Origin of the sequence: Acinetobacter sp. YWS30-1, from assembly GCF_033558715.1 — a bacterium.
GTDB lineage: Bacteria > Pseudomonadota > Gammaproteobacteria > Pseudomonadales > Moraxellaceae > Acinetobacter.
In genome coordinates, this window is sequence record NZ_CP114606.1 from 1290571 (window position 1) to 1316303 (window position 25733).

The 25733-nt window shown below is 40.2% G+C and carries 23 protein-coding genes and 2 pseudogenes; 15 read left to right on the forward strand and 10 right to left on the reverse strand.

Going from position 1 to position 25733, the window contains the following annotated elements; genetic code table 11:
• Positions 1 to 86: 86 nt before the first annotated feature.
• The 3 genes from rapA to O4M77_RS06025 all read left to right on the forward strand — a co-directional run bounded on the left by rapA (position 87) and on the right by O4M77_RS06025 (position 4266).
• Positions 87 to 2924 (forward strand): RNA polymerase-associated protein RapA, encoded by a 2838-nt coding sequence (gene rapA, locus O4M77_RS06015; RefSeq protein WP_323714023.1) that lies wholly within the window; start codon positions 87 to 89, stop codon positions 2922 to 2924.
• Positions 2925 to 3070: 146 nt separating this feature from the next.
• Entirely contained in the window at positions 3071 to 3337 is a 267-nt protein-coding gene (locus O4M77_RS06020) for a PAAR domain-containing protein (protein WP_004786323.1), read from the forward strand.
• Between the two features lie 128 nt (positions 3338 to 3465).
• Positions 3466 to 4266 (forward strand): alpha/beta fold hydrolase, encoded by an 801-nt coding sequence (locus O4M77_RS06025; protein ID WP_004786322.1) that lies wholly within the window; start codon positions 3466 to 3468, stop codon positions 4264 to 4266.
• A gap of 47 nt (positions 4267 to 4313) precedes the next feature.
• Here the strand turns inward: O4M77_RS06025 and fabR are convergent, their stop codons facing one another.
• Positions 4314 to 4991 carry an HTH-type transcriptional repressor FabR gene (fabR, locus tag O4M77_RS06030; protein WP_004786319.1) on the reverse strand — a complete coding sequence of 226 codons (678 nt, stop codon included), beginning with the start codon at positions 4989 to 4991 and terminating at the stop codon, positions 4314 to 4316.
• 153 nt (positions 4992 to 5144) lie between these two features.
• Between fabR and O4M77_RS06035 the strand changes: the two genes are divergently transcribed.
• Positions 5145 to 6209, forward strand: coding sequence for a ferredoxin reductase (locus tag O4M77_RS06035; RefSeq protein ID WP_125279328.1), 1065 nt, complete (start codon positions 5145 to 5147; stop codon positions 6207 to 6209).
• 14 nt (positions 6210 to 6223) lie between these two features.
• Positions 6224 to 7318 carry a fatty acid desaturase family protein gene (locus O4M77_RS06040; protein ID WP_004786314.1) on the forward strand — a complete coding sequence of 365 codons (1095 nt, stop codon included), beginning with the start codon at positions 6224 to 6226 and terminating at the stop codon, positions 7316 to 7318.
• A gap of 53 nt (positions 7319 to 7371) precedes the next feature.
• Here O4M77_RS06040 and O4M77_RS06045 read toward each other — a convergent pair whose 3' ends face one another.
• Positions 7372 to 8037, reverse strand: a complete 666-nt coding sequence (locus O4M77_RS06045; protein WP_323714024.1) for an HAD family hydrolase — start codon at positions 8035 to 8037, stop codon at positions 7372 to 7374.
• Positions 8004 to 9209, reverse strand: coding sequence for a DUF1615 domain-containing protein (locus O4M77_RS06050; RefSeq protein ID WP_323714025.1), 1206 nt, complete (start codon positions 9207 to 9209; stop codon positions 8004 to 8006). Before O4M77_RS06050 ends, O4M77_RS06045 begins: the two co-directional genes overlap by 34 nt.
• Before the next feature lie 695 nt (positions 9210 to 9904).
• On the opposite strand from O4M77_RS06050, the gene O4M77_RS06055 reads away from it, so the two are divergent.
• The 4 genes from O4M77_RS06055 to O4M77_RS06070 all read left to right on the forward strand — a co-directional run bounded on the left by O4M77_RS06055 (position 9905) and on the right by O4M77_RS06070 (position 13227).
• Positions 9905 to 10774 (forward strand): IS982 family transposase, encoded by an 870-nt coding sequence (locus tag O4M77_RS06055; RefSeq protein WP_302699799.1) that lies wholly within the window; start codon positions 9905 to 9907, stop codon positions 10772 to 10774.
• A 209-nt stretch (positions 10775 to 10983) separates the two neighbouring features.
• The gene (locus O4M77_RS06060) at positions 10984 to 11379 is read left to right on the forward strand and encodes a transposase family protein (protein ID WP_079281082.1); all 396 of its coding nucleotides are present in this window, start codon (positions 10984 to 10986) and stop codon (positions 11377 to 11379) included.
• On the forward strand, positions 11327 to 11797 hold the full coding sequence (locus O4M77_RS06065; RefSeq protein WP_039254797.1) for an IS5/IS1182 family transposase: 471 nt from the start codon (positions 11327 to 11329) through the stop codon (positions 11795 to 11797). Before O4M77_RS06060 ends, O4M77_RS06065 begins: the two co-directional genes overlap by 53 nt.
• 125 nt (positions 11798 to 11922) lie before the next feature.
• On the forward strand, positions 11923 to 13227 hold the full coding sequence (locus O4M77_RS06070) for an IS4 family transposase (RefSeq protein ID WP_159124039.1): 1305 nt from the start codon (positions 11923 to 11925) through the stop codon (positions 13225 to 13227).
• A 949-nt stretch (positions 13228 to 14176) separates the two neighbouring features.
• Here O4M77_RS06070 and O4M77_RS06075 read toward each other — a convergent pair.
• A pseudogene (locus O4M77_RS06075) lies at positions 14177 to 14521 on the reverse strand (site-specific integrase); the annotation flags it as partial.
• Positions 14522 to 14692: 171 nt separating this feature from the next.
• Here O4M77_RS06075 and dusB point away from each other — a divergent pair.
• Positions 14693 to 15670 (forward strand): tRNA dihydrouridine synthase DusB, encoded by a 978-nt coding sequence (gene dusB, locus O4M77_RS06080; RefSeq protein ID WP_323714026.1) that lies wholly within the window; start codon positions 14693 to 14695, stop codon positions 15668 to 15670.
• A gap of 245 nt (positions 15671 to 15915) precedes the next feature.
• Positions 15916 to 16593, forward strand: a complete 678-nt coding sequence (locus tag O4M77_RS06085; RefSeq protein WP_180016640.1) for a hypothetical protein — start codon at positions 15916 to 15918, stop codon at positions 16591 to 16593.
• A gap of 59 nt (positions 16594 to 16652) precedes the next feature.
• Here O4M77_RS06085 and O4M77_RS06090 read toward each other — a convergent pair whose 3' ends face one another.
• Entirely contained in the window at positions 16653 to 17696 is a 1044-nt protein-coding gene (locus O4M77_RS06090; protein WP_180018679.1) for an NAD(P)H-dependent flavin oxidoreductase, read from the reverse strand.
• A gap of 208 nt (positions 17697 to 17904) precedes the next feature.
• Here O4M77_RS06090 and O4M77_RS06095 point away from each other — a divergent pair, with 208 nt between their 5' ends.
• Together O4M77_RS06095 and O4M77_RS06100 are read left to right on the forward strand one after the other, a co-directional pair.
• Positions 17905 to 19164 carry a putative DNA modification/repair radical SAM protein gene (locus tag O4M77_RS06095; RefSeq protein ID WP_159123756.1) on the forward strand — a complete coding sequence of 420 codons (1260 nt, stop codon included), beginning with the start codon at positions 17905 to 17907 and terminating at the stop codon, positions 19162 to 19164.
• Positions 19164 to 19943, forward strand: coding sequence for a TIGR03915 family putative DNA repair protein (locus tag O4M77_RS06100; RefSeq protein ID WP_180018677.1), 780 nt, complete (start codon positions 19164 to 19166; stop codon positions 19941 to 19943). Before O4M77_RS06095 ends, O4M77_RS06100 begins: the two co-directional genes overlap by 1 nt.
• Positions 19944 to 19993: 50 nt before the next feature.
• Here the strand turns inward: O4M77_RS06100 and O4M77_RS06105 are convergent.
• Together O4M77_RS06105 and O4M77_RS06110 are read right to left on the reverse strand one after the other, a co-directional pair.
• A pseudogene (locus tag O4M77_RS06105) lies at positions 19994 to 20404 on the reverse strand (transposase family protein); the annotation flags it as partial.
• A gap of 37 nt (positions 20405 to 20441) precedes the next feature.
• Positions 20442 to 20846 carry a transposase family protein gene (locus tag O4M77_RS06110; protein WP_004783114.1) on the reverse strand — a complete coding sequence of 135 codons (405 nt, stop codon included), beginning with the start codon at positions 20844 to 20846 and terminating at the stop codon, positions 20442 to 20444.
• Between the two features lie 111 nt (positions 20847 to 20957).
• On the opposite strand from O4M77_RS06110, the gene O4M77_RS06115 reads away from it, so the two are divergent.
• Positions 20958 to 21467 carry a hypothetical protein gene (locus tag O4M77_RS06115; RefSeq protein ID WP_180018675.1) on the forward strand — a complete coding sequence of 170 codons (510 nt, stop codon included), beginning with the start codon at positions 20958 to 20960 and terminating at the stop codon, positions 21465 to 21467.
• A gap of 45 nt (positions 21468 to 21512) precedes the next feature.
• On the opposite strand, the gene O4M77_RS06120 is transcribed toward O4M77_RS06115, so the two are convergent.
• The 3 genes from O4M77_RS06120 to metK all read right to left on the reverse strand — a co-directional run bounded on the left by O4M77_RS06120 (position 21513) and on the right by metK (position 24822).
• A complete protein-coding gene (locus O4M77_RS06120) occupies positions 21513 to 22724 on the reverse strand; it encodes a YeeE/YedE family protein (RefSeq protein ID WP_180018673.1) in 1212 nt (403 codons plus the stop codon).
• A 250-nt stretch (positions 22725 to 22974) separates the two neighbouring features.
• Positions 22975 to 23319 (reverse strand): hypothetical protein, encoded by a 345-nt coding sequence (locus O4M77_RS06125; RefSeq protein ID WP_180013114.1) that lies wholly within the window; start codon positions 23317 to 23319, stop codon positions 22975 to 22977.
• Positions 23320 to 23655: 336 nt separating this feature from the next.
• On the reverse strand, positions 23656 to 24822 hold the full coding sequence (gene metK, locus O4M77_RS06130) for a methionine adenosyltransferase (protein WP_004786281.1): 1167 nt from the start codon (positions 24820 to 24822) through the stop codon (positions 23656 to 23658).
• Between the two features lie 472 nt (positions 24823 to 25294).
• Between metK and O4M77_RS06135 the strand changes: the two genes are divergently transcribed.
• Entirely contained in the window at positions 25295 to 25678 is a 384-nt protein-coding gene (locus O4M77_RS06135; RefSeq protein ID WP_159123753.1) for a pilin, read from the forward strand.
• The last annotated feature ends 55 nt before the right edge of the window (positions 25679 to 25733 follow it).

The window sequence follows — 25733 nt, forward strand, 5'->3', positions numbered from 1 at the left end:
AATACATTGCTTGAAGGTGTGAAATTTTGCTCAAATGACGTTTCGTGATTGAGCCTGATATTCATAATCTTGTACTTAAGATAAAGGTGGAAAAATTGCAGCAATTTGCTATTGGTCAACGTTGGTTATCAGATACTGAAACAGAACTCGGTTTAGGGGTTCTCATTGATGTTGATGAGCGATCGGTCAGCATTTTATTCCCAAAAAGCGATGAAACTCGCGTCTATGCTCGCAGTAACGCACCCTTATCTCGTATCGTATTTAATGCGAATGACGAACTGCAAGATCAGGAAGGTACGATCTGGACCGTTGAGTCAGTTGAAGACCGCAATGGTGTAGTGCGTTATCACGTGGTTCGTACTCTTGAAGATGGTACAGAAGAACGTAAAGCTTTAAATGAAACCCGTGTAGGTGCAACGATCCAGTTGTCTAAACCTTTAGATCGTTTACTGGCTAGCCAGATTGACTATAAAGAGTGGTATGACCTGCGTATTGAAGCCTTGCTGATGCAAGCCAATATGCAAACCAGTCCATTGCGTGGTTTGGTCGGTTCGCGTGTGGGTCTGATTCCACACCAGTTGTATATCGCACATGAAGTCGGTCAGCGTTTCGCGCCGCGTGTTTTACTGGCCGATGAAGTAGGCTTGGGTAAAACCATCGAAGCAGGTCTGATCATTCATCAGCAACTTAAAACTGGCCGTTCTGAACGTATTCTGATCTTGGTCCCGGATTCACTGCAATATCAGTGGATGATTGAGATGCGCCGTCGTTTCAATCTTGAATTCTCCCTATTTGATTTGGCTCGTACTGCATCGATCAAAGAGCATGATCCTGAACTAAATCCATTCCTGACCGAACAGCGCATTATTGCTTCTGTGGACTTGATGGTGGATCACGAAGATCTACGCGAACAGGCGATTGAAGCGGGCTTTGACCTGTTGGTTGTCGATGAAGCGCATCACCTGATGTGGTCTGAGGAAGAAGGCGGCAATGACCGTTATGATCTGATCGAAGAGCTGGCAGAGAAAACACCGGGCGTATTGTTATTGACTGCAACACCAGAACAGCTCGGTGTAGAATCTCACTTTGCACGTCTACGTTTACTTGATCCGCAACGTTTCAGTTCATTGGATCGTTTCCTAGATGAAGAAGAGCAATATCAGCATACCGCTAAAATCGCTGAAGTACTGATGTCAGACCTTCCACTGGAAGCTGAGCATTTCACTGCGATTGAAAGCCTGCTTGGTCATGCGATTGAAGATACCCCAGATCAACGTTTCCGTGCCATTCATGAATTGCTAGACCGTCATGGTACGGGTCGTATCCTGTTTCGTAACACACGTGAAGCGATTCAGGGCTTCCCGGGTCGTGACTGTCAGCCAGCACCATTGCCAGCGCCAGAAAACTGGTCTAAAGATGGCAAACTACGTGAACAGATGTGGCCGGAAGAATCTCAACTTGATGGCTCGTGGATGGAAACCGATCCGCGTGTAATGTGGTTGATGGAAAAGCTGCGTACTGATCTGAAACACAAAAAAGTATTACTGATTGCCCGTAGTGGTCCAGTGGTTGAAGCACTGGAAAATGTATTACGTCTGCATGCAGGTATCCGTACTGCCATGTTCCATGAAGGCATGAGTCTTTTGGAACGTGACCAGGCAGCAGCTTATTTTGCTGAAGAATCTTATGGTGCACAGATTCTGTTATGTTCTGAAATCGGTTCAGAAGGCCGTAACTTTCAGTTTGCATCAGACTTGATCCTGTTTGACTTACCGGCCAATCCGGATGTTTTGGAACAGCGTATTGGTCGTCTGGATCGTATCGGTCAGGAAAACCGTATCCAGATTCATGTGCCTTATCTGGTGGGTACTGCGCAGGAGCGTATGTTCCGTTGGTATAACGAAGCGCTGAATATTTTCAGCAACATTTCTCCAACGGCGCAAACGCTGCAAGAAAACTTTATTGTTGCCCTGAAAGATTGCTTGCTGGCAGATAAAGGTCAGGAATTTGAAGATCTGCTGGAAGAAGTTAGCGTACAACGTGAAGCGCTTGAAGCCGAGTTGCAGGAAGGTCGTGACCGTCTGCTTGAGTACAATTCTTGCCGCCCCGTCGTGGCACAGGAAATTGTTAATGCGCTTGAAGACTATGATGACAATACCACCTTGCCAATGTTCATGAAGCGTTTTATGGCATCGACCAATATCGACTTTGATGAGCAAAGCAATGGTACGGTGATCATCAAGCCAACGGATCAGATGCAGGTACAAGGTTTGACCCTGGATGAAGAGGGTATGACAGCCACCTTCTATCGTGACCAGGCTCAGATCCGTGAAGATGCTCAATATCTAACTTTAGAGCATCCATTCACTGAAAGCGTGATGGAAATGATCAATACTCAGGGCTTTGGTAGTACCAACGTTGCGGTCTTAAAGTCTGCAGCATTGCCACAAGGTTCTGTATTGATGGAAGTGTGGTTCAAGGTTGATGTGGTTGCACCAAAAGCACTGAACTTACCGTCAAGCTTGCCACAGCAGCTGATCCGTGTATTGCTGAGTGAAAAAGGTCAGGATCTGTCTCAGAAGATTGCGCCTGAAATCCTGAAACCATATCTACATCATTTAGATGGCAATAGCTGCCGTCAGGTGGTGAAAGCACGCCGTGAAGTGATTGAAGCGCGTTATCAACAGGCATTGGAATTAGCTCGTTCAGCATTGCCAAACTTCAGGCAGCAGGCTAAAGAAGCGTATGGCAATAAATGGCAGTATGAAATTGACCGTCTGACTTACCTGAAACAGTTCAACCCAAGTATCCGTGAAGATGAAATCGCACGTTTACAGAAGCTGCAAAAAGAAGGCTTGAGTTTGTTAGAAGGTTTATCTGTAACACCTGAAGCGATTCAAGTAATGGTCGTGGTTAAGCCATAAGATCTAATGAATTATGAAAGCAGCTTTCGGGCTGCTTTTTTATGGCTGGAATTAAAGTCATGATTGAGCTTTTGGTCGGGCTGTGCTAGCTGATATTTTCTGTATTGTTTAAAATCAGCACCTCTAAGAATAAGAAATAAAATATCATGTCCAAAGCATTGATCACTATTGGCGCGAAAACCAGCCATGGCGGTATGGTCACTGAATGTGAAAACTCTTTTTTAATTAATGGCATGGCGGTGCATCTGAATGGCATGAAGCATTACTGTCCCAAGTGTCAAACTACCGTGACAGCTATTGCTAGTGATTTATCTACAATAGTCAAAGGCAGGGCTGTAATCATTGCTGGAGATAAAGCCAGTTGTGGAGCCACTTTTTTGCCGATGCAAAACCTGACTATTTCCAAAAAATAATCATCTATATCCAGACATGAGTTCATAGTGACTTAAAGGTCATAGATTGATGAATTTGGTTCTGTAGAATTTTGCATTTCAATATTAAGCTTCTTTCAGACTTTATAAAGAAATGATCAAAGAAAATAATGAAACAGGTTTTGCATTTTACTCATGCCAATGGCATTCCATCGGCAAGCTATCGCAAGTTTTTAAATTATTTTCAGGATGAATATCAGGTCAAGGCAATTCCGCTGATCGGGATGAATCCAGCCTATCCAATTACTAAAGACTGGCGTTATCTAGTAAATGAAGTGATACAGGATATCCAGCAGCAATCTCCGGATCAAAAGGTGATTGGGCTGGGACATTCATTTGGTGGTTTGATAACTTTAATGGCAGCCTATCAACGTCCGGATTTATTTTCCAAACTGGTGATCATGGATCCACCTTTCGTGATTGGTAAAAACAGTGCACTGTTTGAAGTGGTGAAAAAGCTCAACTTAAAAAGTATTGACCGTTTCACTCCGGCAGGTATTACCCTAAAACGTAAAGATTACTGGCCATCTAAACAGGACGCCGTTGAAGCGCTGAGATCGAATCGTCTGTTTAAGCATTTTGATGAGCAATGTTTTCAGGATTATATCGAAAGCGGGATTGTGCCTGATCAAGAGCGTGGAGGGGTAACTTTAGCCATTCCCAAACAGATTGAGGCAGAAATTTTCCGGACTGTACCGGCTTGGTGGTGGCGTACACCAAGAAAACCACCCCAGGTTCCGATACATTTAATCACAGCAGAGCGCAGCCAGTTTTATCAGCAAGGTTTACCACAAGGCATGCATAAGGTTTACCAAATTCATTATTCGGTGGTGCCGGGCGGACATATGTTTCCACTAGAGCATCCGGAAATGACGGCAAACCATGTTAAAGCCAGATTGAATAAGCTTTAATCTTGGTAATAAAAAAGACTCACTAAGAGTCTTTTTTTACAGCTGGCTTAACGGATCTGAGATTGATCCAGATGACGGGCACCTTCCAGAATCATGCGAATCATGATCATGGTCTGTTCCGCAATTTCCTTACGGTCTTCAGGTGCCATATCGATCACATTGGCACCCATATTAAATACCAGTTGGGTAATCGCTCTGGCCGCAATCTCGGGATGAAATAATTTTTTATTATTTAGACGTTCCAGGCGGATCAAATCTTCCTGAAGCTCCTGCTGAAAATAATTCAATTGGCGTTCGACTGCCTGTTTATAAGATTTTGAACCGGTATAACCTTCACGTAATAACAGGCTTAAATTACCTTCATCAGCATCCAGCTGGGCAATAAAGACCTCAACAGAGCTACGAATAATACTGTTCTGTTTCGATGCTTTTAGACGAGATTCATTGAGAATCTGACGCAGCACAATCCCGGCACGATCAATCAGCTCAATCGCCAGTTCATCGATATCTTTAAAATGACGATAAAAACTGTTCGGAGCAATTCCAGCCTCACGAGCAACTTCACGCAAGCTTAAAGATGAAATACTTTTTTGTGGTCCGATCAGGTTTAAAGCAGCCTGGAACAGTTCTTCCTTGGTAATGGTCGCTTTACGGCCCACACTACGGACAATAATGGGCTCATCAATGCTTTTCGATGGTAAAGACGCGTCACTGCTTATTTTCATTGAAGGCTCATTCATGAGGTGATTAGTAAAAGGCATTAACACATTATAACGAAGGCAGTCCAGCTTGTGAAATGATTAGAAACAATACAAATGTATATACAAATATATATACAAGTGTATAATAATTAAAAATCCAAGGTGATGTCTAAAACGATGCCTGTACTCGAAAAGCTTAAAACGCCATTAAATACGCTGAAAGAGAGTGTGATTGATCCATATGCGATTAATTTCTGGATGCAGAAATTAAATCCTTTATGGTCAATGAATCAGCCCTTAGGCAAGATTGTGCGCAAAGAACATGCTGCGCAGGATATGCTGAGCCTGACGATTCGTGTCAATCATTTATTCCAGTTCGGTCAGGCGGGCCAGCATCATCCTGTATTTGTGGTGGTGAACGGCATTCGTTATGAACGTAGCTATAGTCTGACCCGTATTGATCAGCAGCATATTTTATTGACGGTTAAAAAAGTGAATGCGGGTAAAGTTACTACCTGGTTTGCTGAACAGGCTGAAGTCGGCGATATCATTGAATTCGGTCAGCCTTTCGGTGACATGACTTTGCCAGAACAGGACAGCCCATTGCTTTTGCTTGCTGCGGGTAGTGGTATCACCCCAATGCTGAGTATGCTGGAAGCTTTAAAAGATAAAGCTGAACTGGTTGCACCAGTAACTTTATGGTACTGGGTTAAGAAAAACCAGGATGCTGCTTTCATTGCGCGTTTTGAAGAGCTGGCACAAAAGTTTTCAAACTTTTCTTATCAGGTATTTGCAACTCAGGAACAACCGGCTGCGCCGCGTCTTGATGAATCTTATCTAGACCAATTGCAAGCATTGGAACAAAGTACAGTCTATGCATGTGGACCATCAGGTTTTGTTGCGACTGCAGAACGACTGTTTGCTTCAGCGAAACTGTTCAAAAGTGAAGCGTTCAGCATGAGTCTGAATGATGAAGCTGATACCGGTTTTGTCAATGTAACCCTGACTCAATCGAAAAAAATCGTCACGATTCCTAAAGGCCAGTCGATTCTGGTGAGTCTGGAACAACAGAATATCCGACCGACCCATGGCTGTCGTATGGGCATCTGTAATAAATGTGCCTGTAATAAAGCGGAAGGTTCAACCAAGAATCTGGTCAATGGCGCACAAAATACCGAGCCGGGTAATCTTTTAAAAATTTGTGTTAACTCAGCGCAGACTGACCTTGTCATCGACTTATAAGCGAGTTTTATCCTATGAATATGCCAGTAAAATTACAGTATTTTAAAAATCCTAAAAACCGTGAACTGACCCAGTCTGAGCTAGATGAACTTGCACGTGAGCTTGATGCCATCAAACAGGAAGTGCTGGATGATTTAGGTGAAAAAGATGCCAAATATATCCGTCGCGTATATTCGAGCATCCGTTATTCATCAATTGCAGGTCGTGCCTTATTATTTGCAGGATGGTTCCCGCCAGCATGGTTGTTGGGTACAGGCTTATTAGGCTTTGCCAAAATCATGGAAAATATGGAATTGGGTCATAATGTCATGCACGGTCAATATGACTGGATGAATGATCCGAAGCTCAATGGCCAAACCTACGAGTGGGATATTGTCGGAACTTCAGACAACTGGCGTCAAACCCATAACTTCAAGCATCATACCTATACCAATATTAAAGGCATGGATGATGATATTGGTTATGGCTTGTTGCGTTTATTTCCTGAGCAACGCTGGAAACCAGGCTATTTATTACAGCCAATTTACAGTATTCCATTTTGCTTGTTATTCCAGTGGGGCGTAGCTATTCAAAACCTTGAACTGGGTAAATACTTCAAAGGCCGTAAAACCAAAGAACAAACCCTTGAAGAATGGAAGCCAATGCAGCGTAAAATTGGCAAGCAATTATTCAAAGATTATGTATTCTTTCCATTGATTGCAGGTCCTGCAGCATTACCGGTATTGACAGGTAACCTGGTGGCAAATGGCCTTCGTAATATCTGGACTTTTAGTATTATTTTCTGTGGTCACTTTACCAAAGATGTAGAAGTGTTTCCGAAAGCTGTGATGGAAAATGAAAGTCGTGGTCACTGGTATATGCGCCAGATTCGTGGTTCTTCAAACTTAACCGGTTCAGAAGCGTTTCATATTTTGACTGGACATTTAAGCCATCAGATTGAACATCACTTATATCCAGATGTGCCTGCACGCCGTTATCGTCAAATGGCGCCAAAGGTAGAAGCGGTATGTAAAAAATATGGTCTGAACTATAACAATGCTAGTCTGGTAAAACAGTATGGCAGCGTAATTAAACGTATTGTGAAATATGCTTTTCCGTTTAAGAAGTAAGATGGATTTCAATAAAAAACCGCTTTTCATAGCGGTTTTTTATTATTCTCAGTTTAATTAATTATTTTAAGCTCAGACTCGGGTAAATTCATTTCAAGTAGTGGAAGTACTTTATCTCGTCCTTCCAGATAAGCATACTGTGCAAGGCATAACATTGCCTCATCTTCTTCGCTATTTCCATAAGCATAAATTTCAGCATAATCTTCTAAATTATATTTTTCCAAGATTCTACTTTTCTTCTGATCCTTACTACAATCAGGTGTGTTGTATAAACCTGTCATTTTGCCTGTCAGAATTTCTACTTCACTACAAATCAGGTCAATGCCTAAATAAGTACAAACCGGTTTTAAATATAAATCCAGTGAAGCAGAAACGAGAACGATTTGATGCCCGAGTTGCTGATGTTGTCTAAGTTGCTTTAATAGCTTGGGATTTAATCTTAAAACAAGCTGCTGTGCATATTCTTCGGCAAGCTGCTGAATTTCATGCGCATGACTATTTTTGAACATGGTGTAATACAGCTTTGGGCGCATTGCATGAGCAGGATAGAGCTTAAGATAGTAAGCCTGAATCCAAGGCAGAATACGAATGCCACGTTTTAAAATCTGCCTTTTCTTTAAAGCATAGAAAATGAACCCTGTAAAACTGTCATAAGGATACAGGGTTCCATCAAAATCAAATAAGGCTAGAGTTTTATGTTTTTGATGCGGCGCATGCATGTTTGATAACGACCATCGACACGGCTGGCAAACCAGTTAGTATTATACTCACGACTCAATTTTGGGCCTGAGATCACGACTTCTGGCATCATTGCATACATTGGTTCTTTACCGGTTTTTTCTTGATAAAGTTTACTGATGCCACGATAAGTCATAGTATCTTCAAAATCTTTAACTTTTTCTTTTTTTAAATCCGCTCGAATCTGACGTTCAGTAATAATAAAATTATTTTTTGCAAAAACGCTGATGAGCTCTCGTTCAGATTGACTCTTTTGTGAGCGAATCGCGCCATCTTTAGTATATAGTAGTAAATCGCCATCCAGGCTCAATTCGGCATCGGTTAAGTTATTTAACATGCTCTGGAATGCTGCATTACGGCTGGAATACATCCCAGAGTTATAATCAGCAAAACGATAAATCGGTTTTTCATAATCCGCAGGGTACATCATCAATCGATGAATCCCATAATACAGTCCACCATACTGGCTATACAGGTCACTACGCAAATCAGCAATACTGCCCCCTTGACGTTTATATTCCTTGGCATAGCTGATATGAACCTGCATGGAACCCAAAGTTGTAATCGGATTCATTTTTTCGCCAATATTTTGTCCAAATAGTTTGGCTGCACCTGTCAGTGCACTTACATGATAATGCTTGGCCATGTAATCAAAGATTTCACGATAAAGTTCATCTAATTGACGTTCGGTTTTGACCCGGCGCATCTGGCTGAGATAATTGTCTTCTGGGCTTGGCTGGTTTTTCAGTACATCCTGGAAATATCCTGCAACTGTTCCACCGATACTTTCACCAAGTTTATCTTTAAATTTTTCTTCCAGACGTTCCTGAACTTCTTTAACGGCTTTTTCACCAAGACCAGGAACTACCGGGTCTGCATTAAAGTTAGATTCCTGATCGACAACTGCCACGATTGAACAGATATTCTCTTTGGTTTGTGGAATACCGAGCTGGTCAGTGATGTCATAAATATCTTGTGCCCAGGATTCACGCTGGCTGACACGACCTGGAATGGCTTTGCGAATATGTTCAACTTCAAGAGTGGGTTCATCATTTGACCACCAAGAACCATTGCCACACCCTACAAGGCTAATAGATAAAGCAAGTATGGATATGGACTTAAGAGAAAAAACTTGAGCAAAATATTTGTTCATGGTGTCGTAAATAAATTGAAAAGATGAGTGAACAAGGCAGATGAAGTATACTATGTCCATCAGAAAAGTGATGAATTTATATCTATATTGATTGGGGTTAATAGTCGGTTTCTCAAGCGTAGATGTCTAAAGTCCATGGAAGCATATTTACAAAATAAAATTTTTTCTAAGATATAGAATTTAATAAATAAATTTATTGTAAAAAAAAGCCCACTAAATATGGGCCTATCTTTAATTTTAATGTTACTCCCTGAAAGGGTCACTTTTCCATGACTTAATCTCAGCAAAAACTAGAAGGGTAATGATGGTAAATAAGACACCAATTTCCAGAAAAAAAACATCTTTAGCTAAACCAGCTAGACTAAATGTGATTAAACTAGTAATAGAAGATATAAATAGCAGAAAAAATATAAAAGTACGTTTCATTTAACAATAACCTGTTAAAATGGTTGATAAATCACGTAAATATTATATGTGATAAATGCTACAATGGATAATAATAAAATTCATTTAATTATTTTATGTAAACTATAAGATAAAGTAATAATTTTATATCTAAGTAATTTATATTTGTAATCTCTTATTTCAGTAAAGTATATATTTAACCCGAATCGCGGATAAAAAATTGACTTGAAAAATAAGAGGACTAGAGCCATCAGTTGAGTTACCACACAAAACTTAAAACTCTAGTCCCGATGTTTAATAGTACCGAATTATTTTGCGTAATTGATGATTTCTTTCTTAAATTTGAAGCAACCTACTGGAATTTCCTTAAACAAAGTCGTCGTTTCTCCAGAGTCCGAACCGCTCACTTGAGTATCTCAGAAATCACTTTTATCGCGATCTGGTATAAATGTTCTCATTTCACTAATTTCAAAGCATTTTTCACATGGTTGAAACAGGATAAAAATCATTTATTTAAAAGCTTACCCTGTTACCAACGGATGATTCATCTGATTAATAGACATCAATTAGCTCTACACGCTTTACATGTGGCGCTAATGAAAGGCCAAGGTACACAATATTTATGGATTGATTCAACAACTCTGCCAGTTTGTAAAAATCAACGTATTCAACGCCATAAATCATTAGTCCAAATTGCATCACGTGGTAGAAGCTCAATGGGCTGGTTTTATGGCTGTAAATTACATATTGTGATGAATCAATTTGGTGAAATTGCTTGTTCTGCTTTATCCAATGGACATTTGGCTGATATCAAAATGGTTGAGAGACTCGTTAAAGAGATGGAAGCAAAGTTGTATGGAGATCGTGGCTATATTAGTCAAGAACTGAAGAGTAGGTTGAAAAAGCAAGGTATTGATTTAATTACCTATCATCGAAAAAATATGCAGGCTATACAACTTTCTGAGTCAGATAAATATCACTTAAAACAGCGCAATAAGATAGAGACTTTATTCAGTTTATTGAAAGGTCAGTACAATTTAGTGACAAGCAAAGCACGTAGTGTTCATGGATTTCTAGGAGGGATTTACGCGCCCTTGTGTGCATATCAACTGATCCATAAAAATAAGCCAACAATTCAAATTATGAAGTCATCGGCTTAAGCAGGATTCGGGTTATATTTATGCTTTTAAATTTAGGTATTTAATTTCTTTATGGTAAAAATAATATGCAATATTCTATCTATTTAATAAATAGTTATTGTCCTTGCATGGTACGTGATGAATAGATCTCTTTCATAAATCAAAAAACGATCTTCTTTTTGGTTAATATTTGCACTCCAGATTTCTTGGCATTCATGCATAATCTGCGGATGAAATACATCGATTCAAACAAGCTTTCTGATCCTCAGTTCAAGCGATACACGGGCATCTCATGGTCAACCTTTGATTTAATGGTTGAGCAATTGAAGAAACATGTCCCTGCCAAAGGCAGACCGCCCAAGTTAAGCCTGGAAGACCAGGTTCTGCTCTGTCTAAGCTATTGGCGGGAATACCGAACCTTATTTCACGTTGCGACGAGCTACGGGGTTTCAGAGCCCACAGCCTCAAGAATTGTCCGTCATGTTGAAGACTGCCTGATTCGGTCCAATCTGTTTAATTTACCCAAAGATTTACCCGAGGGCGAAGGCATCGATTGGAATGTTGTGATCGTGGATGCCACAGAAATTCCAATCCAAAGGCCTAAAAAAACAGAAGAAAAGCTATAGCGGCAAGAAAAAGACCCACACTTTCAAAGTACAGGCCATCATTCATTATCAAACTCAAAAAATCCTGAGTTTATGTACGAGTCGTGGTGCCGTACATGATTTCGAACTCTTCAAACGTAACTTGAATCAGATTCCTGCAGGTGCATTTATCCTTGCGGATAAGGGTTATCAGGGAATTTATACAGTGTATCCAAATAGCTTGTTGCCATTAAAAGCAAAGAAGCGCTGTAAACTGGATTCCGAACTAAAAATCTATAATCAGGAAATCAATAAAAGAAGAATTGGAATTGAGCATGTATTTGGCAGTTTGAAAACCTTCAAAATTCTTGCTGAGCGATATCGCAATCGAGGCAAAAGACTAGCATTAAGATTCAATCTAATTGCTGGAATTTATAACTTGGAGCTGAGTGAAAAATGACTTATGAAAGAAATCTACACTAGAAATTGTATAAAAAAGCCTCCTGTAGGAGTAATGCCAGTCAGTTAAGCAGACATTAGAAAAATGTAGTAAAAATGAGTGTATGCCAATACGCTCATTTTTTTATGACTTTATCTGAAAATTTAGATTGTACTCTTCAACATTCTCTACCTTCACTTAGCCATTTCAGTGAATTCATTGATTTAAATTGGATTGAAGAGAGCCTGCGTCAAACAGGTAAGGCTTCTATCAGGAGAAGAAAATTACCTGCCGAACATGTGGTATGGCTGGTGATTGGGCTTGCCCTGTTTCGAGATCAACCGATCGGGTATGTGGTAGAGCAACTAAAACTTGTGTTTGGTACCACAGAATATTGCGTTCCCAGTGCAGCAGTACAAGCACGACAACGCTTAGGGCGAGAGCCCTTGAATGCCTTGTTTTCTCTACTCAGCCAAGCCTGGTTTGAAGAATCCCAACAGCAATACTCAAACTTTCATGGCCTTAGTGTATGTGCTGTTGACGGGGTGGTTTGGTCTATGCCTTATACAGATGAGAATTTTGCACACTTTGGCTCATCTAAGGGTAAAACTGCGGTAGCACCTTATCCGCAAGTGAGAGCAACCTGTCTGGTGAATACCAACACCCATGAAATCATTGATGCCCAAATAGGTAGCATGGATCAAGGTGAACTTACACTGGCAAATCGATTATGTCCTCCATCGCATAGTATTACTCTGTTTGATCGAGCCTATTTTTCTGCTGATTTTCTAATAGGATGGCAAACACGTGCAGAGGCAAGCCATTGGCTTATGCGCGCAAAAGATAATTTACGCTATGAGATCATTAAGCGTAATTCCCAGCATGACTTTCATATCAGGATGCCAATATCAGCAAGAGCCAAGAAGCTGAATTCAACATTAGGGGATTATTGGGAAGCGCGTTTGATTGAAGTTGAGCAGGCAGGAAAAATTAGACGCTATATCACTTCATTAATAGATTCAAAGATATATCCACTGCTAGCCTTAGCAAAGCTTTATGCTCAGCGCTGGGAAATAGAAATGTGTTACCGAGAAATCAAAAGTGATTTACAGGAAAGTAAGCATTTGAGGAGCAAGCAACCTGATTTAATTTATCAAGAATTATGGGGTGTCTTCATTGCTTATAATATTCTAAGAAGACAAATGAAATATATGGCTCAACGTGCAAAAGTCAGTCCTTTGAGAATCAGCTTTCATATTGCATCTATCGGCATCCTTAATATATTAAGATTCGACTCTTTAGACTCCGCAGGGAATTTACCCAAACATCTAGAAAGTTTACTGGAGAAATCTAGGAGGTATGTTTTGCCTGAGAGGAGGGTTAGAAGTTGCCCAAGAGTTGTGAAAGGTAAACCACTGAAATACCCAAGAAAATGCCAGTCAATTTCTTAACTGACTGGCATTATCCTGTAGGAGGCTTTTTTATACTTGATTTTTTTGTCAATTAAATATCTATGAAGGACATTGCATAAATTACAAACAAAATAAAAAATTAACTTCAAAAAAAGACTTTATTGAAGAAAAGGATCCTTCTTGATTAGCTTAATTTCTAGGTGAGTTAAAATTGCAATTAGAGCAATCAGTCCTGAAATTTCCAAGAAGAAAATATCTTTAAAAACTATTGATAACCCTAAACAAATTATGCAGGAAAGTACCCAAAAATTAAAACTTACTAAAAAAAACAATCTAGACATGAACTCAATCACAATATTGCAAATTATGTTGAGAAAAATAGCAGAATTATTAATTAATTGATAACTTATTTTAAACGGAAAATATACATATTTAATACAAATTGATCTGTTTTTTTTATCAATAGAGCTATTGCTCTTAAATTTACTGGAAACTTGAATCATGAAGAACCTTAACCACATTAAACTTTATAACGATTTACTTCCTAAGTTGGATGTATAAATATTTATTTGATTTTAATAATATTTTTTATGTTTTTTTAACTATATATGTTAATATTAATTTAAAGTATTAAAGTTTTTTGGTTATATTTTGATCTTGTAAAAATTTTGAAAGTCGTGGGAGGTTATTGAACTCAACAACAATGTGAAAGGCTCTAAAGATCAACCACTGTAGCTATACTGGAGAATCAAAATATAAATTTATCTATTTTAATTTTTTACTTTTCCCTTAAAAAGTATAATTTTGGTTTAAAAAACCATTAATTTCAATGTAAACAAGTTTTCCATCATGTTAGGTTTTTTAAATTAATAAAAATATAATTTGTACTTTTGACATACTTATAATTACTGGTGGTGAATGAGTATTAGTAACTCCCTAAGAATAATCCTTTAATCCCATCATTTTTCTTTCAAAATCCCATCATTTAGAAGTACTCATAGGTTAAGGAATAGATATCCTTGTTAGAAATATCTAAACTAGCGATATGCTGTAGTGCTCCTGTTTTTGTCCTAGCAAAACTGTCCGCTTCATCCAAATACTGAAATATGAGTTCTCTAAGGGTTTTGTGCTTAAGTTGCATCTCAGGGTTCAATATTTTTTCAGGGTGCAATTCAATCTCGGCTTCCGTGCGTTTGATTCATTCCTCAGCCAATGATTTTTTGCTGAACGTTTTGGATTGCTTAAATTCAGGGTAGCCTTGACGTTATATACGGATCTGAGCTCTATACCGAGTTGTACCGTCTTTTGTTTGTCGCTTAGTGACCATGCCCATGAATTTGCACCATAAAAATGTAGTGGTGCAAATAGGTTGCAAATAAAGAGCGTTAAAAGTCAATACGGAGCGACTAAACGAAGTTAAATGAGGTTAAAGATTTTGAGTAAAAATAATGTAATTTCAGAATTGTTTGATAGGTCAATAGATAAGAAACTTTGGGTCGCTCCCATGGCAGGTGTCACCGATCGTCCATTTAGAACCTTATGCAAGTACTTCGGTGCGGGTCATGCGGTCAGTGAAATGATGACTTCTGACAAGACCTTGCGCATGAGCAAAAAGAGCTTATATCGGGCGAATTTTGATGGTGAGCTGGCACCAATCTCAGCGCAGATAGCTGGTTCTGATCCGCATGACTTAGCTGAGGCAGCACGCTATCAGGTCGCAAATGGGGCACAAATTGTTGATATCAATATGGGATGTCCAGCAAAGAAAGTCTGTAATAAGCTGGCCGGTTCTGCCTTGTTAAAGGATGAAGATCTGGTTGCACGTATTTTAGATGCAGTTGTTGCTGCAGTTGATGTTCCTGTTACTTTAAAAACCCGTTTGGGCTATCTCAACGGTCATGAAAATATTCTGCGAGTTGCAAAACGTGCTGAAGACGCGGGGATTGCAGCGCTGGCATTACATGGTCGTACTCGTGAAGATATGTACCTCAATACGGCACGGTACTCCTTAATCAAGGAAGTGAAAAGAATACTGAATATTCCCGTGATTGCGAACGGAGATATTGATAGCCCTGAGAAAGCCAAATATGTACTGGACTATACAGGTGCAGATGCCATTATGATCGGCCGTGCTGCACAAGGCCGTCCCTGGATTTTTCGTGAAATTGCACATTATTTAGAAACTGGAGAGCATCTTGCTGCGCCAAGTATTGCTGAAGTGAAAGATGTGTTATTAGGACATCTATCTGAGCTTTATGAATTTTATGGTGAATATTCAGGTTGCCGTATTTCGCGTAAGCATATTGCCTGGTATACTAAAGGACTACGTTCGAGTAATGAATTCCGTCAAAATATGTATCAAGTAGAAAACACTGCCGATCAATATAAAGTGGTGGAAAACTATTTTAATGGATTACTGGAACATGGACATATCATGAGCGATGTACAAATAGATCAGGTAAATCTGTTAGAAACTAAATAAAAAGATAGATTTCCTACTTATTTCAAAAGGTACTGTAGTAAATACAGTACCTTTTTTATCTTATAGCTAAAATTTTATATGCTTCCGTTACATTAAAGACTGTAGTGAACATAGCCGCATATTAAGTTCACTGAAACTGGACAGGATATGGACATTGTTTACGTGAAATTGCTCTAAGCTGAATTTCTAGCATGGCAAGATGTTTATTCAATCTTGTTCATTCTCATGATCAAGGGAGATCTATAATGACAAATACCAATCGTCCAGTTACAGACTTTGGCAATAAAACCTCGACTGAATTACCAGAGGAACGTAGTGACGCATTAAATCAAGATGCAACAGATGCCAGTGCTCGACCAGATTTGAATTCACCTCAAAAAGATAATCCTCGTGTGCCAGATATGAATGAAGGTGAGGATAATGTACTTGCTACCAGTGCAGGTACTTTAGGCGGGGCAGCAGTTGGAGCGACTGCCGGTCTGGTAGGTGGTCCTCCAGGGGCAGTAGTAGGCGGTATCATTGGCGGTGTTGTAGGCGGTATTGCAGGGAATGATATTGCTTCACCTGATCATCCGAAACAAACGGATAACTATGAGCATCCAGAAAATCATCCAGAGGCAGATAATTATCAGCATCCGGACACGATTAAGCAGGAAGATGATTACTGGAGAAATGAGCATACCAACCGTCCGTATTATACCGAATCACGTACTACTTACAGCGACCTAGACTATGATCGTGACTATCGTGGTGCTTATCGAGTGGGTTATGAAAACCGTCCACTATATGACCGTCAGACTGACTTCGAACATGCCGAACCTGAATTACGAACCAAATGGGAACAGGTAAAAGGTGAATCCCGTTTGAATTGGGAAGAAGCAAAATTTGCGATCAAAGATGCTTGGCATCGTATGACTCGTTAAAGAATCGATATAAAAAACCTCTCCGTGGAGAGGTTTTTTATTTTAAAAATAAATTTTTTTTATTTCTGTTTCATTTCCAGCACTAACTGATTAATTAAATCAGAAGCTTCCATCTCACGAATTTGCGCCACATTCGAACCAGCCCAAAACGCGCCATAACCCTGATCACCATGTTTGGACGCTGCTGCATGTAACTGCTTGGCCAGATCATAAGTATATGGATAGGCAGGTACATCCAGACGATCAGGAGTGTCGATGTCTATATGCCAGTGATTAATGATGCCACGCGCTGGACGGCCGGAAATGCTGGCACTAACTTGAGTCAGCGGCTTGGACAGTAGCGCTTTACGATAGGCGTCATTGGCATTGGAAGATTTACACTGAACAAATGCCGTGCCTAATTGTACTGCTTCAGCGCCGAAGTCCATCATCTGACGTGCTTGTTCACCATTCATGATTCCGCCTGCAGCAACCACTGGCAATGAAAAATGCTGTTTTATTAACTTGACCAGATTAGAGGTTTTGACTGAGGCATCAAACTTGGTGCTAAAGATACCCCGGTGACCTCCAGCCTCAATACCTTGAGCAATGATGATATCAATCCCTGCCTCTTGAATGGCTTTCGCCTCAGCAAAATTGGTGGCAGATACCATCGTCAGAATACCGGCATCTTTTAGAGCCTGAATCTGGTGCGGAAGAGGAATACCAAAATGAAAGCTGACCGCACATGGTCTGGTTTCAAGAACCAGATTCAAGAAATCATCATTGTCTTTAAAACTTGGGTAAATACAGTGTAATTGAGTGGGTGGATTAATTCCGTATTCAGCAAATTTATCTTTAAACTGGTTAATCCAGGCTTGGGCTACGTTTTCATCAAGAGGCTGACTGTCATGACAGAAAAAGTTAACCTGAAACGGACAATCTGTAAGTTCCTGAGTTTTTAAAATCTGCTGGCGCGCAGACTCTACGCTGCTGGCTCCCAAGCCCAGCGAACCCAGACCACCTTGATTTGAAACTTCCGCTGCCAGTTCAGGTGTCGAAACGCCTGCCATAGGGGCCAAAAAAATAGGATGTTTTATTCCGAGTTTTTCTAATAAAGACATAGATTTGCTCCCTGTTACTCTATCTACTTTGCCTATAGCCGCAGAATTAAGCAAATCATATTGGTTATTTTATTTTGAAATAATGCTGTATGGATAACGGTTCAATTACATTTCTTACGACATGAGATGTCGCTATAAAGACAGGAAAGCTATAGTGCATAACGGGGAAAATTTATAATAGGTTTTTAGCCAACAACTTGCTGAAATCATGTCTGATCGTATCCGAGAAAAACTACAAATTTTAGCTGATGCTGCCAAATATGATGTGTCCTGTTCATCGAGTGGCAGTAACCGTAAAAATAAAGACAAAGGCTTGGGCAATACCGGAAATGGAATCTGTCATAGCTATACCGAAGATGGTCGCTGTGTCTCATTACTGAAAATACTGTTTTCAAATGTCTGCATTTTTGACTGTGCCTATTGTGTCTCTCGTCGTTCCAATGACGTAAAACGTGCTGCATTTACCGTGCAGGAAGTGGTCGATCTGACCATGAATTTTTATCGCCGTAATTATATTGAAGGGCTGTTTTTAAGTTCGGGAATTTTTAAATCAGCAGATTACACCATGGAGCGGATGTTGCAGGTGGTGAAAAAGCTGCGTCTTGAAGAAAATTTTAATGGTTATATTCATCTCAAAACCATTCCCGGAGCATCGCAGGAGATCATTACTGAAGCGGGTTTATATGTCGACCGGATGAGTATCAACCTGGAAATGCCAACCGAAGCAGGCTTGCAAAAGTTTGCTCCAGAGAAAACCCATACAGAAGTGCAAAAAGATCTGGGAATTGTACGGGATCGCTTAATCCAGTTGAAAGATGAACGTAAGATCATCAAATCCGTTCCCAAATTTGTTCCCGCAGGACAGACCACGCAAATGGTGGTCGGTGCGCATAGTGAAACGGACAAAGATATTATTTTGATGGCTGATCGGCACTACAAGGAATTTAAGCTGAAACGCGTGTATTTTTCTGGCTATATTCCGATTAATCCCGAAGAAAAAGCCTTACCTGCAATCGGCTCAGCGCCACCCTTATTAAGAGAAAATCGTCTATATCAGTCTGACTGGCTGATGCGCTTTTATGGTTTTGAAGCAGATGAAATTGTGGATGACCAGCATCCAAATCTGGATCTGGATATTGATCCAAAACTGAGCTGGGCTTTACGCCATCCGGAGGCCTTCCCGGTTGATATTAACCGAGCCGACTACAAGATAATATTACGCGTGCCTGGCATTGGAGTACGTTCTGCCAAAAAGATTGTACAGGCACGCCGTTTTGGTCAGATTCATATCGATCAACTAAAACGGATGGGCGTGGCGTATAACCGGGCGCAGCATTTTATTCGCTGTGCAGATACACCGAAATTTAAAAAGGAGCAGCAATCCCAGCAGATTCGCCAGCAGATTTTACAAGCGGGTCAGTCCAAATATCAGCAGCAACTGTCACCTCAACTGGGATTTGGTTTCTGATGGCACACTACTGTTTTGATGGCACCATGACCGGTTTATTAAGCTGTCTATTTCGGGCTTTTGAATTTAAAGAGTTTGATGTCAAAGTGACTGCCAATCCGCAGGCACAAAATGGCTTATTCGATGATTTTATTCATGTGGCCTCGAATGAAAGTCAGGGACAGCGGGTCTGGCAAGGCTTAAAACAGAAAGTATCATACAGCAGTTTAAAAGCCTTTTATTATGCCTTTCTTTCTGAAAAAGAACAGGCGTTTCAGAATCTGTTTGATTTTGCGGTCTATGTATTTCAAAACCAGTGGCCGGTTGATAAAGATTATGGCCATCATGCAGTCATTGGAATGTCACAATGGTGCAAACAGGTCGGGCGTGAAAAGCATCGTATGGAAGCTTTTGTCCGCTTCAAAAAGGCCAAAGATGGATTGTTTCTCAGTCTGGTCAAACCGGATTTTAATGTACTGCCGATTATTTCCCGACATTTTAAGGAACGTTACCAAGACCAGCGTTGGCTAATTTATGATGAGCAGCGCCAGTACGGCATCTATTACGATTTAGATGATGTACATCAGATAGAAATGAATGCAGAAATAGTTGATCCACAAATCCGGATTGGACATAGTCAGTCTTTTAGTATTGAACTGGATGATGAAGAAGTACTCTATGATCAGCTTTGGAAAGATTATTTTAAAAGCGTGAATATTCAGGCACGACAAAATATGAAACTGCATATCCAATATGTACCTAAGCGCTACTGGCGTTATATGAATGAGAAAGTACTTTAAATAAAATCTTCGCCCAGGTTTAAGGCATAATGACAGCTAATAGACTTCCTTCATAAATCATTTTTCAACCAATTTAATTGTTTATCTTTCACCCAATCTAAATTGTATATGCCAGCAAGTAAATTAAAACGCAGGTTTAATCGTTTACGACGATTTCTATATACACAAGATAAAATCTTAAAACATTTCATCCTTCCAAATACATGCTCTACTTGAATTCGTCTACGACCAATCTCTTTATTTAACTTTTTTAATTCAGAATCTAGTTGTTCAGTTTTCTTTGCTTTAGATGGCATGAGGCATCCAAAACCCAATTTCTTTATCCCTAAATACCCCTTATCAACGATAAAAAAGGGCTTAAATTTTAATTTCCTCATGCTTTTTTTGAATATTTTAAAATCATGCATGCTTCCATGACTTCCACATACACTCAGTATTTCACCTGTTGTATAGTGCATAGATAGCTGAAATTTAAAGGTATGTCGCTTTTTTTTACCGCTATACCATTTCTTCTGTTTTTTTTGGACGTTGAACTAATATTTCAGTTGCATCAATCACAACAACTTCCCAATCCACTTCATCTCGATTAGGAAGTTGTTTTGGCAAGTTAAATTTTCCAGAACGGATTAAGGTATCTTCAATAACACGTGTGATACGAATTGCACTCGTTTCAGATACACCGTAACTCATACCAAGATGAAAAAATGTTCGATATTCTCTCCAATATTCTATACATAAGAGCAAACGATCTTCCAACGGTAATTTATGCGGTCGTCCTTTACCAATATGACAAGGTAAATGCTTATTTAGCTCGGCCAACATGAGGTTAAATGTAGCCCAACTAACACCGGTAAGCCTACGAAATTTAACGTCTGATAATTTTTGAATATCTTTGAATTTCATCCAAGAATTATCCCTTGAATTAAATAATTTTGCTGATTAATTTAAGATCAAATAAATTGTACGTTTTTTGATTTATGACGGAAGTCTAATATTTAGATCGAGTGTATAGATATGAAGGTATGGCTGGCATCATTAGCTATGGTAACTGGATTGGCCGCATGTTCAGCAGAGCAACAGAAAGTAGCAGTAGATCCAGGTAAATATCAGGTTAAAAGTGCACAGGAATTACAGCAACGTTTTGATGATCTAAACAGTAAGTTGGCACAAGACTTTCAGCAATTTAAAAAAGTAGAAAGTATTGCCTTTTCTCATCAGCTGCCTTTGGATGTGAATAACCTGCAAACCTTGAATCAGCATCCTGTCAGCCGGACTGCGCTAAAATCCAGTAAAGTCGCCTATTGTGACATGATGAATGGCTATTTTGCCGAGATGTATCGCTTGGGACATTATAATCTGAATCTGATCGACAAGATCCAGTTACCTAAAGCCGAGAATGAAGACCTGAAATCCAATTTTGCATCTAGCGATCAGTTCTATACTTTTATTCTGGATCGTTATACGACTTATCGCCAAGTTCAACAGACCATGAATTATGGCTGTAACTTAAAAGCTGCGTTGTAAGTATTAAGCTATAAAAAAGCCCATCACAAAGATGGGCTTTTTTATTTAGCAACCAGTCAGTTTTTCTGGTTGAGGTTTCTCACCGGGGAAGAAAATTGGACGAAGTTTTACCCCAAGCCCATTTCCAATGAATGCGAAGACCAGCCATAACCAGCCATGTACACTGCCAGAAGCAATACCACTAAAATAGGCACCAATATTACAGCCATAAGCCAGACGAGCGCCGTAGCCAAGCATCAAACCGCCAATAACCGCAGCAACCAATGAACGTTTTGGAATATTGAAGTTCGGAGCAAATTTACCTGCCAGACTGGCAGCCAATAATGCACCAAGCATGATGCCAAAGTTCATCATAGACGTAATATCGAACCAGAGCGATTCAGATAAGGCTTTGGCATTGGCTGGTTGCTGCCAATACGCCCAAGAGGCTACATCAATTCCAACAAAACTTGCAGATTTCGCGGCCCAGACAGCAAGGGCAGAAGTAACCCCCCATGGACGACCAGCCAGCGCCAAAGTAGCAAAGTTAAGCAGGGTTAAAATGATTCCACCCCAGATTAATGGCCATGGACCACGCAAAAAGCGTTTCCAGCCCTGATGCTGGCTTTGAGGTTCAACTTCTAAATTGCCATGACGTTTCTTTTCAAAAAAGATAGTTGCAGTAGCAATAACAGCAAAAATGACAAAGCTCAAAACAAGTGCAGGAATGACACCAAAACTTTCTACAATGGAGATAGGTGCGAAATGAGGCAGGTTAAACCACCAGTCAATATGCGAAGTCGCAATCAGTGAGCCGGCACAGAAGAAGAACAGGGTTACCAGCATACGGGCACTACCACCACCAACGGTATAAAGTGTGCCTGATGCACAACCGCCACCGAGCTGCATGCCAATCCCGAAAATAAATGCCCCGATTACCACAGAAAGCGAAACCGGACTGACAAAGCCTTGAACTGGATTACCGAACAGTTCACCTGCGCCTAAAGCAGGAAAAAATAGCAATACAGCAAGACCCAGCATGATCATTTGGGCACGTAAGCCACGACCACGACGTTCTTTAATAAAGACGCGCCAGCTGGAGGTGAAACCAAACGAGGCATGATACAAGGTCATACCCAGTGCACCACCCACCAGAAATAATAGAGCCTGGTTCAGGCCCACGATGTGATAGGCACCGACAGTTCCTAATACAAGTAAAATAAAAGCCACCCAGACCGAGAGATTCGATCGCTGGGAAGACGCAGCAATAACAAACATGGGAGATCAAGTTTTAAAAATAAAGTCGCGTATATTACGCAATTTCTCACTAAAATGGGCTGATCTAGAATTTCTAAGAGCCAATTAAATATCCTGATAACTGATAATAATTATGACTTTAAATGATATAAGGTCGTGATTATTTCAGAAGATATCATTTTAATTAGAACAATCACCCGTCTAATAGTGAAACGTATAAAAAGTTTAAAAGCCTGCAAAGCAGGCTTTTAAAGATTGAAAGCTTTAAAAATTAATTTTCAGCTTTCTCACGTACTTTGCCTGCGCCTTCTTCAATAGCACCGGCAGTTGCAGCAGTCGCGTTTTTAGCGGCTTCAGCAGTTGCATCTGCTGCTCGAGAAGTCGCAGCGGCGGCTTCATCAGCGGCACGGGAAGCATTTGCAGCCGCATTATCCATGGCTTGGTCAGTTTCCTGAGAAGCCTCATGAGTGGCATCTTCCATATCATGGCCGGCTTGAGTAGCAGCATTTTCTAAATGCTCACCTGTAGTCGCGCCAGTCTCAGGCTGTTTTTCTTTACTACAACCCACCAGTGTTACGGTAGCAACTAAACCCAAAGCAACAAGTAATTTATTCATCGTGTCATATCCTTTGTAGTTGTAAGGTCGAAAACAGTCTAGCGAGTATTTATTTGAATTTATGCTAATAATTAGATCAGAATTTGTTCGCTAAATGTAATTTTTATAAAGGCTTATACAATTTTTGCTAGATATAAATTGTCTGATTATTTGAATGTATTTTCTTACAACCCTTATATGGATTGCTTCTCACTGCTTATAAAAAATAAGTTTATCCGTTTTAATATGAGTTTTAGATGTAACAAAACACAACTATTTCCAGCTCAATTTTTGTCAGGCTAAAAGTAGAAGCCATAAAAAAAGCCCGCATAAAGCGAGCTTTTAAAACTTGAAAACTTATAGACCAGCAGATGCTTTAAGTGCTTCGACTTTGTCAGTTTTTTCCCAAGTAAATGCAGTATCTGAACCTTCACGACCAAAGTGACCATAAGCCGCAGTCTGTTTATACATTGGCTGGATCAGGTTCAACATACGGGTAATACCATATGGACGCAGGTCAAAGTGCTCACGAACCAATTGAACGATCAATTCATCCGACACTTTGCCTGTATTGAAGGTATTGATTGAAATTGAAGTTGGCTCGGCAACACCAATTGCATAAGACACCTGAATTTCACATTTATCAGCAAGACCCGCAGCGACAATGTTTTTCGCAACATAACGGCCTGCATAAGCAGCAGAACGGTCAACTTTTGATGGATCTTTACCAGAGAATGCACCACCGCCGTGACGTGCCATACCGCCGTAAGTATCTACAATGATTTTACGGCCAGTCAGACCACAGTCACCTACAGGACCACCGATCACAAACATCCCGGTCGGATTGATGTGGAATTTGGTGTCTGCATGGAACATGTCGGCAGGAATGATTTTTTTCACGATTTCTTCAATCACAGCTTCTTTTAAATGAGCTTGTGAAATTTCAGGATCGTGTTGAGTTGAAAGCACAACAGCATCTAGACGAACAGGTACGCCATTTTCATAAGCGAAAGTCACCTGGCTTTTTGCATCTGGACGTAACCAAGGCAATGTACCGTTACGGCGTAATTCAGCCTGTTTTTCCATTAAACGGTGCGCATAAGAAATTGGCGCAGGCATGAGTACATCAGTTTCACGGCTGGCATAACCAAACATCAAGCCTTGGTCACCGGCACCTTGATCTTCAGGTTTCTGACGGTCTACACCCTGAGCAATTTCAGGAGACTGCTTACCGATCATGTTGATGATCGCACAAGTCGAACCATCAAAGCCAAGGTCAGAATGATGATAACCAATACTGTTAACGGTATGGCGGACAACCGCTTCAAAATCGATGTTCGCAGTTGTTGTGATTTCACCGGCAAGTACAACCGCACCTGTTTTTACAAGCGTTTCACAAGCAACCCGTGCGTATGGGTCTTCTTTTAAGATTGCATCCAAGATAGCATCACTGATTTGGTCAGCCATTTTATCTGGATGGCCTTCGCTTACAGATTCCGAAGTAAATACAGCGTACTCGCGCATAGTCCTATCACAGTTAAATTTAAAGACCCGATATGTTACATCGACTTGTGCTCTAGGACTAGCGCAACTCGACAAAATTGCACGAAATTGTTTCAAATTATTGTGCTTTTATTTGATTATTGGAATTAAAAAAACTGATATGCCTAATTAAACAGCAGGGCGGATTCATTTAATAAACTTAATAAATAGTCTGTGAATTGATAAAGGACGCTTATTAAGCAGTGATATTTCTAAACAAATTTGCATAACTAAATACTAAGAAAAATATAAAAATTAAAGTGCCTAAAATATCAAGGAAAGTGATCATTCTATTAATAAATTAAGAAGGGGGTATTGATCGTACGACAGACAGCCTTGCTGCAAATAGTCCGATTCTGCATAGTAGTTTCAAGTCTTCAGAAACCGCCTGTCAGGAAGTGGCGAAATCTTTTGGTATGGACTTGTTTAAAAGACTGTACGGAGATGGAAAAGCATGTATCAAAAGGCGTTTACCTTGATTGAAGTCATGATTGTACTCACAATTATTGCCATTCTGGCGACAGTAGCTGGCATGAGTTATCACAGTTATGTAGTGCGAAGCCAACTAGCGGAGGTTTTTGAGCAAGCGGGTAGCTATCGAACTCAATTTATTGCCTCTGATGGTCACTGTGATGCAGGCCGTCAAATTGGCAGCGGAACCCAATATATTGAAAAAGTCGTGATCAATGCAGCTTGCCGGATTGAATTTAAGCTACGGCAGGATGGGATAGATACGGCAATCCGTGGCAAATCCATCGCCTTTGATGTCTATGGCGGCAGTTGTTCTTCGAGCGATATCAGTCAGCGTTATTTACCTAAAGAGTGTCGAGGACAATGATTTTCGTGGTATCGACTAGCCTGATTGAACTTCAACCTTTATCTTTTCATGTCTG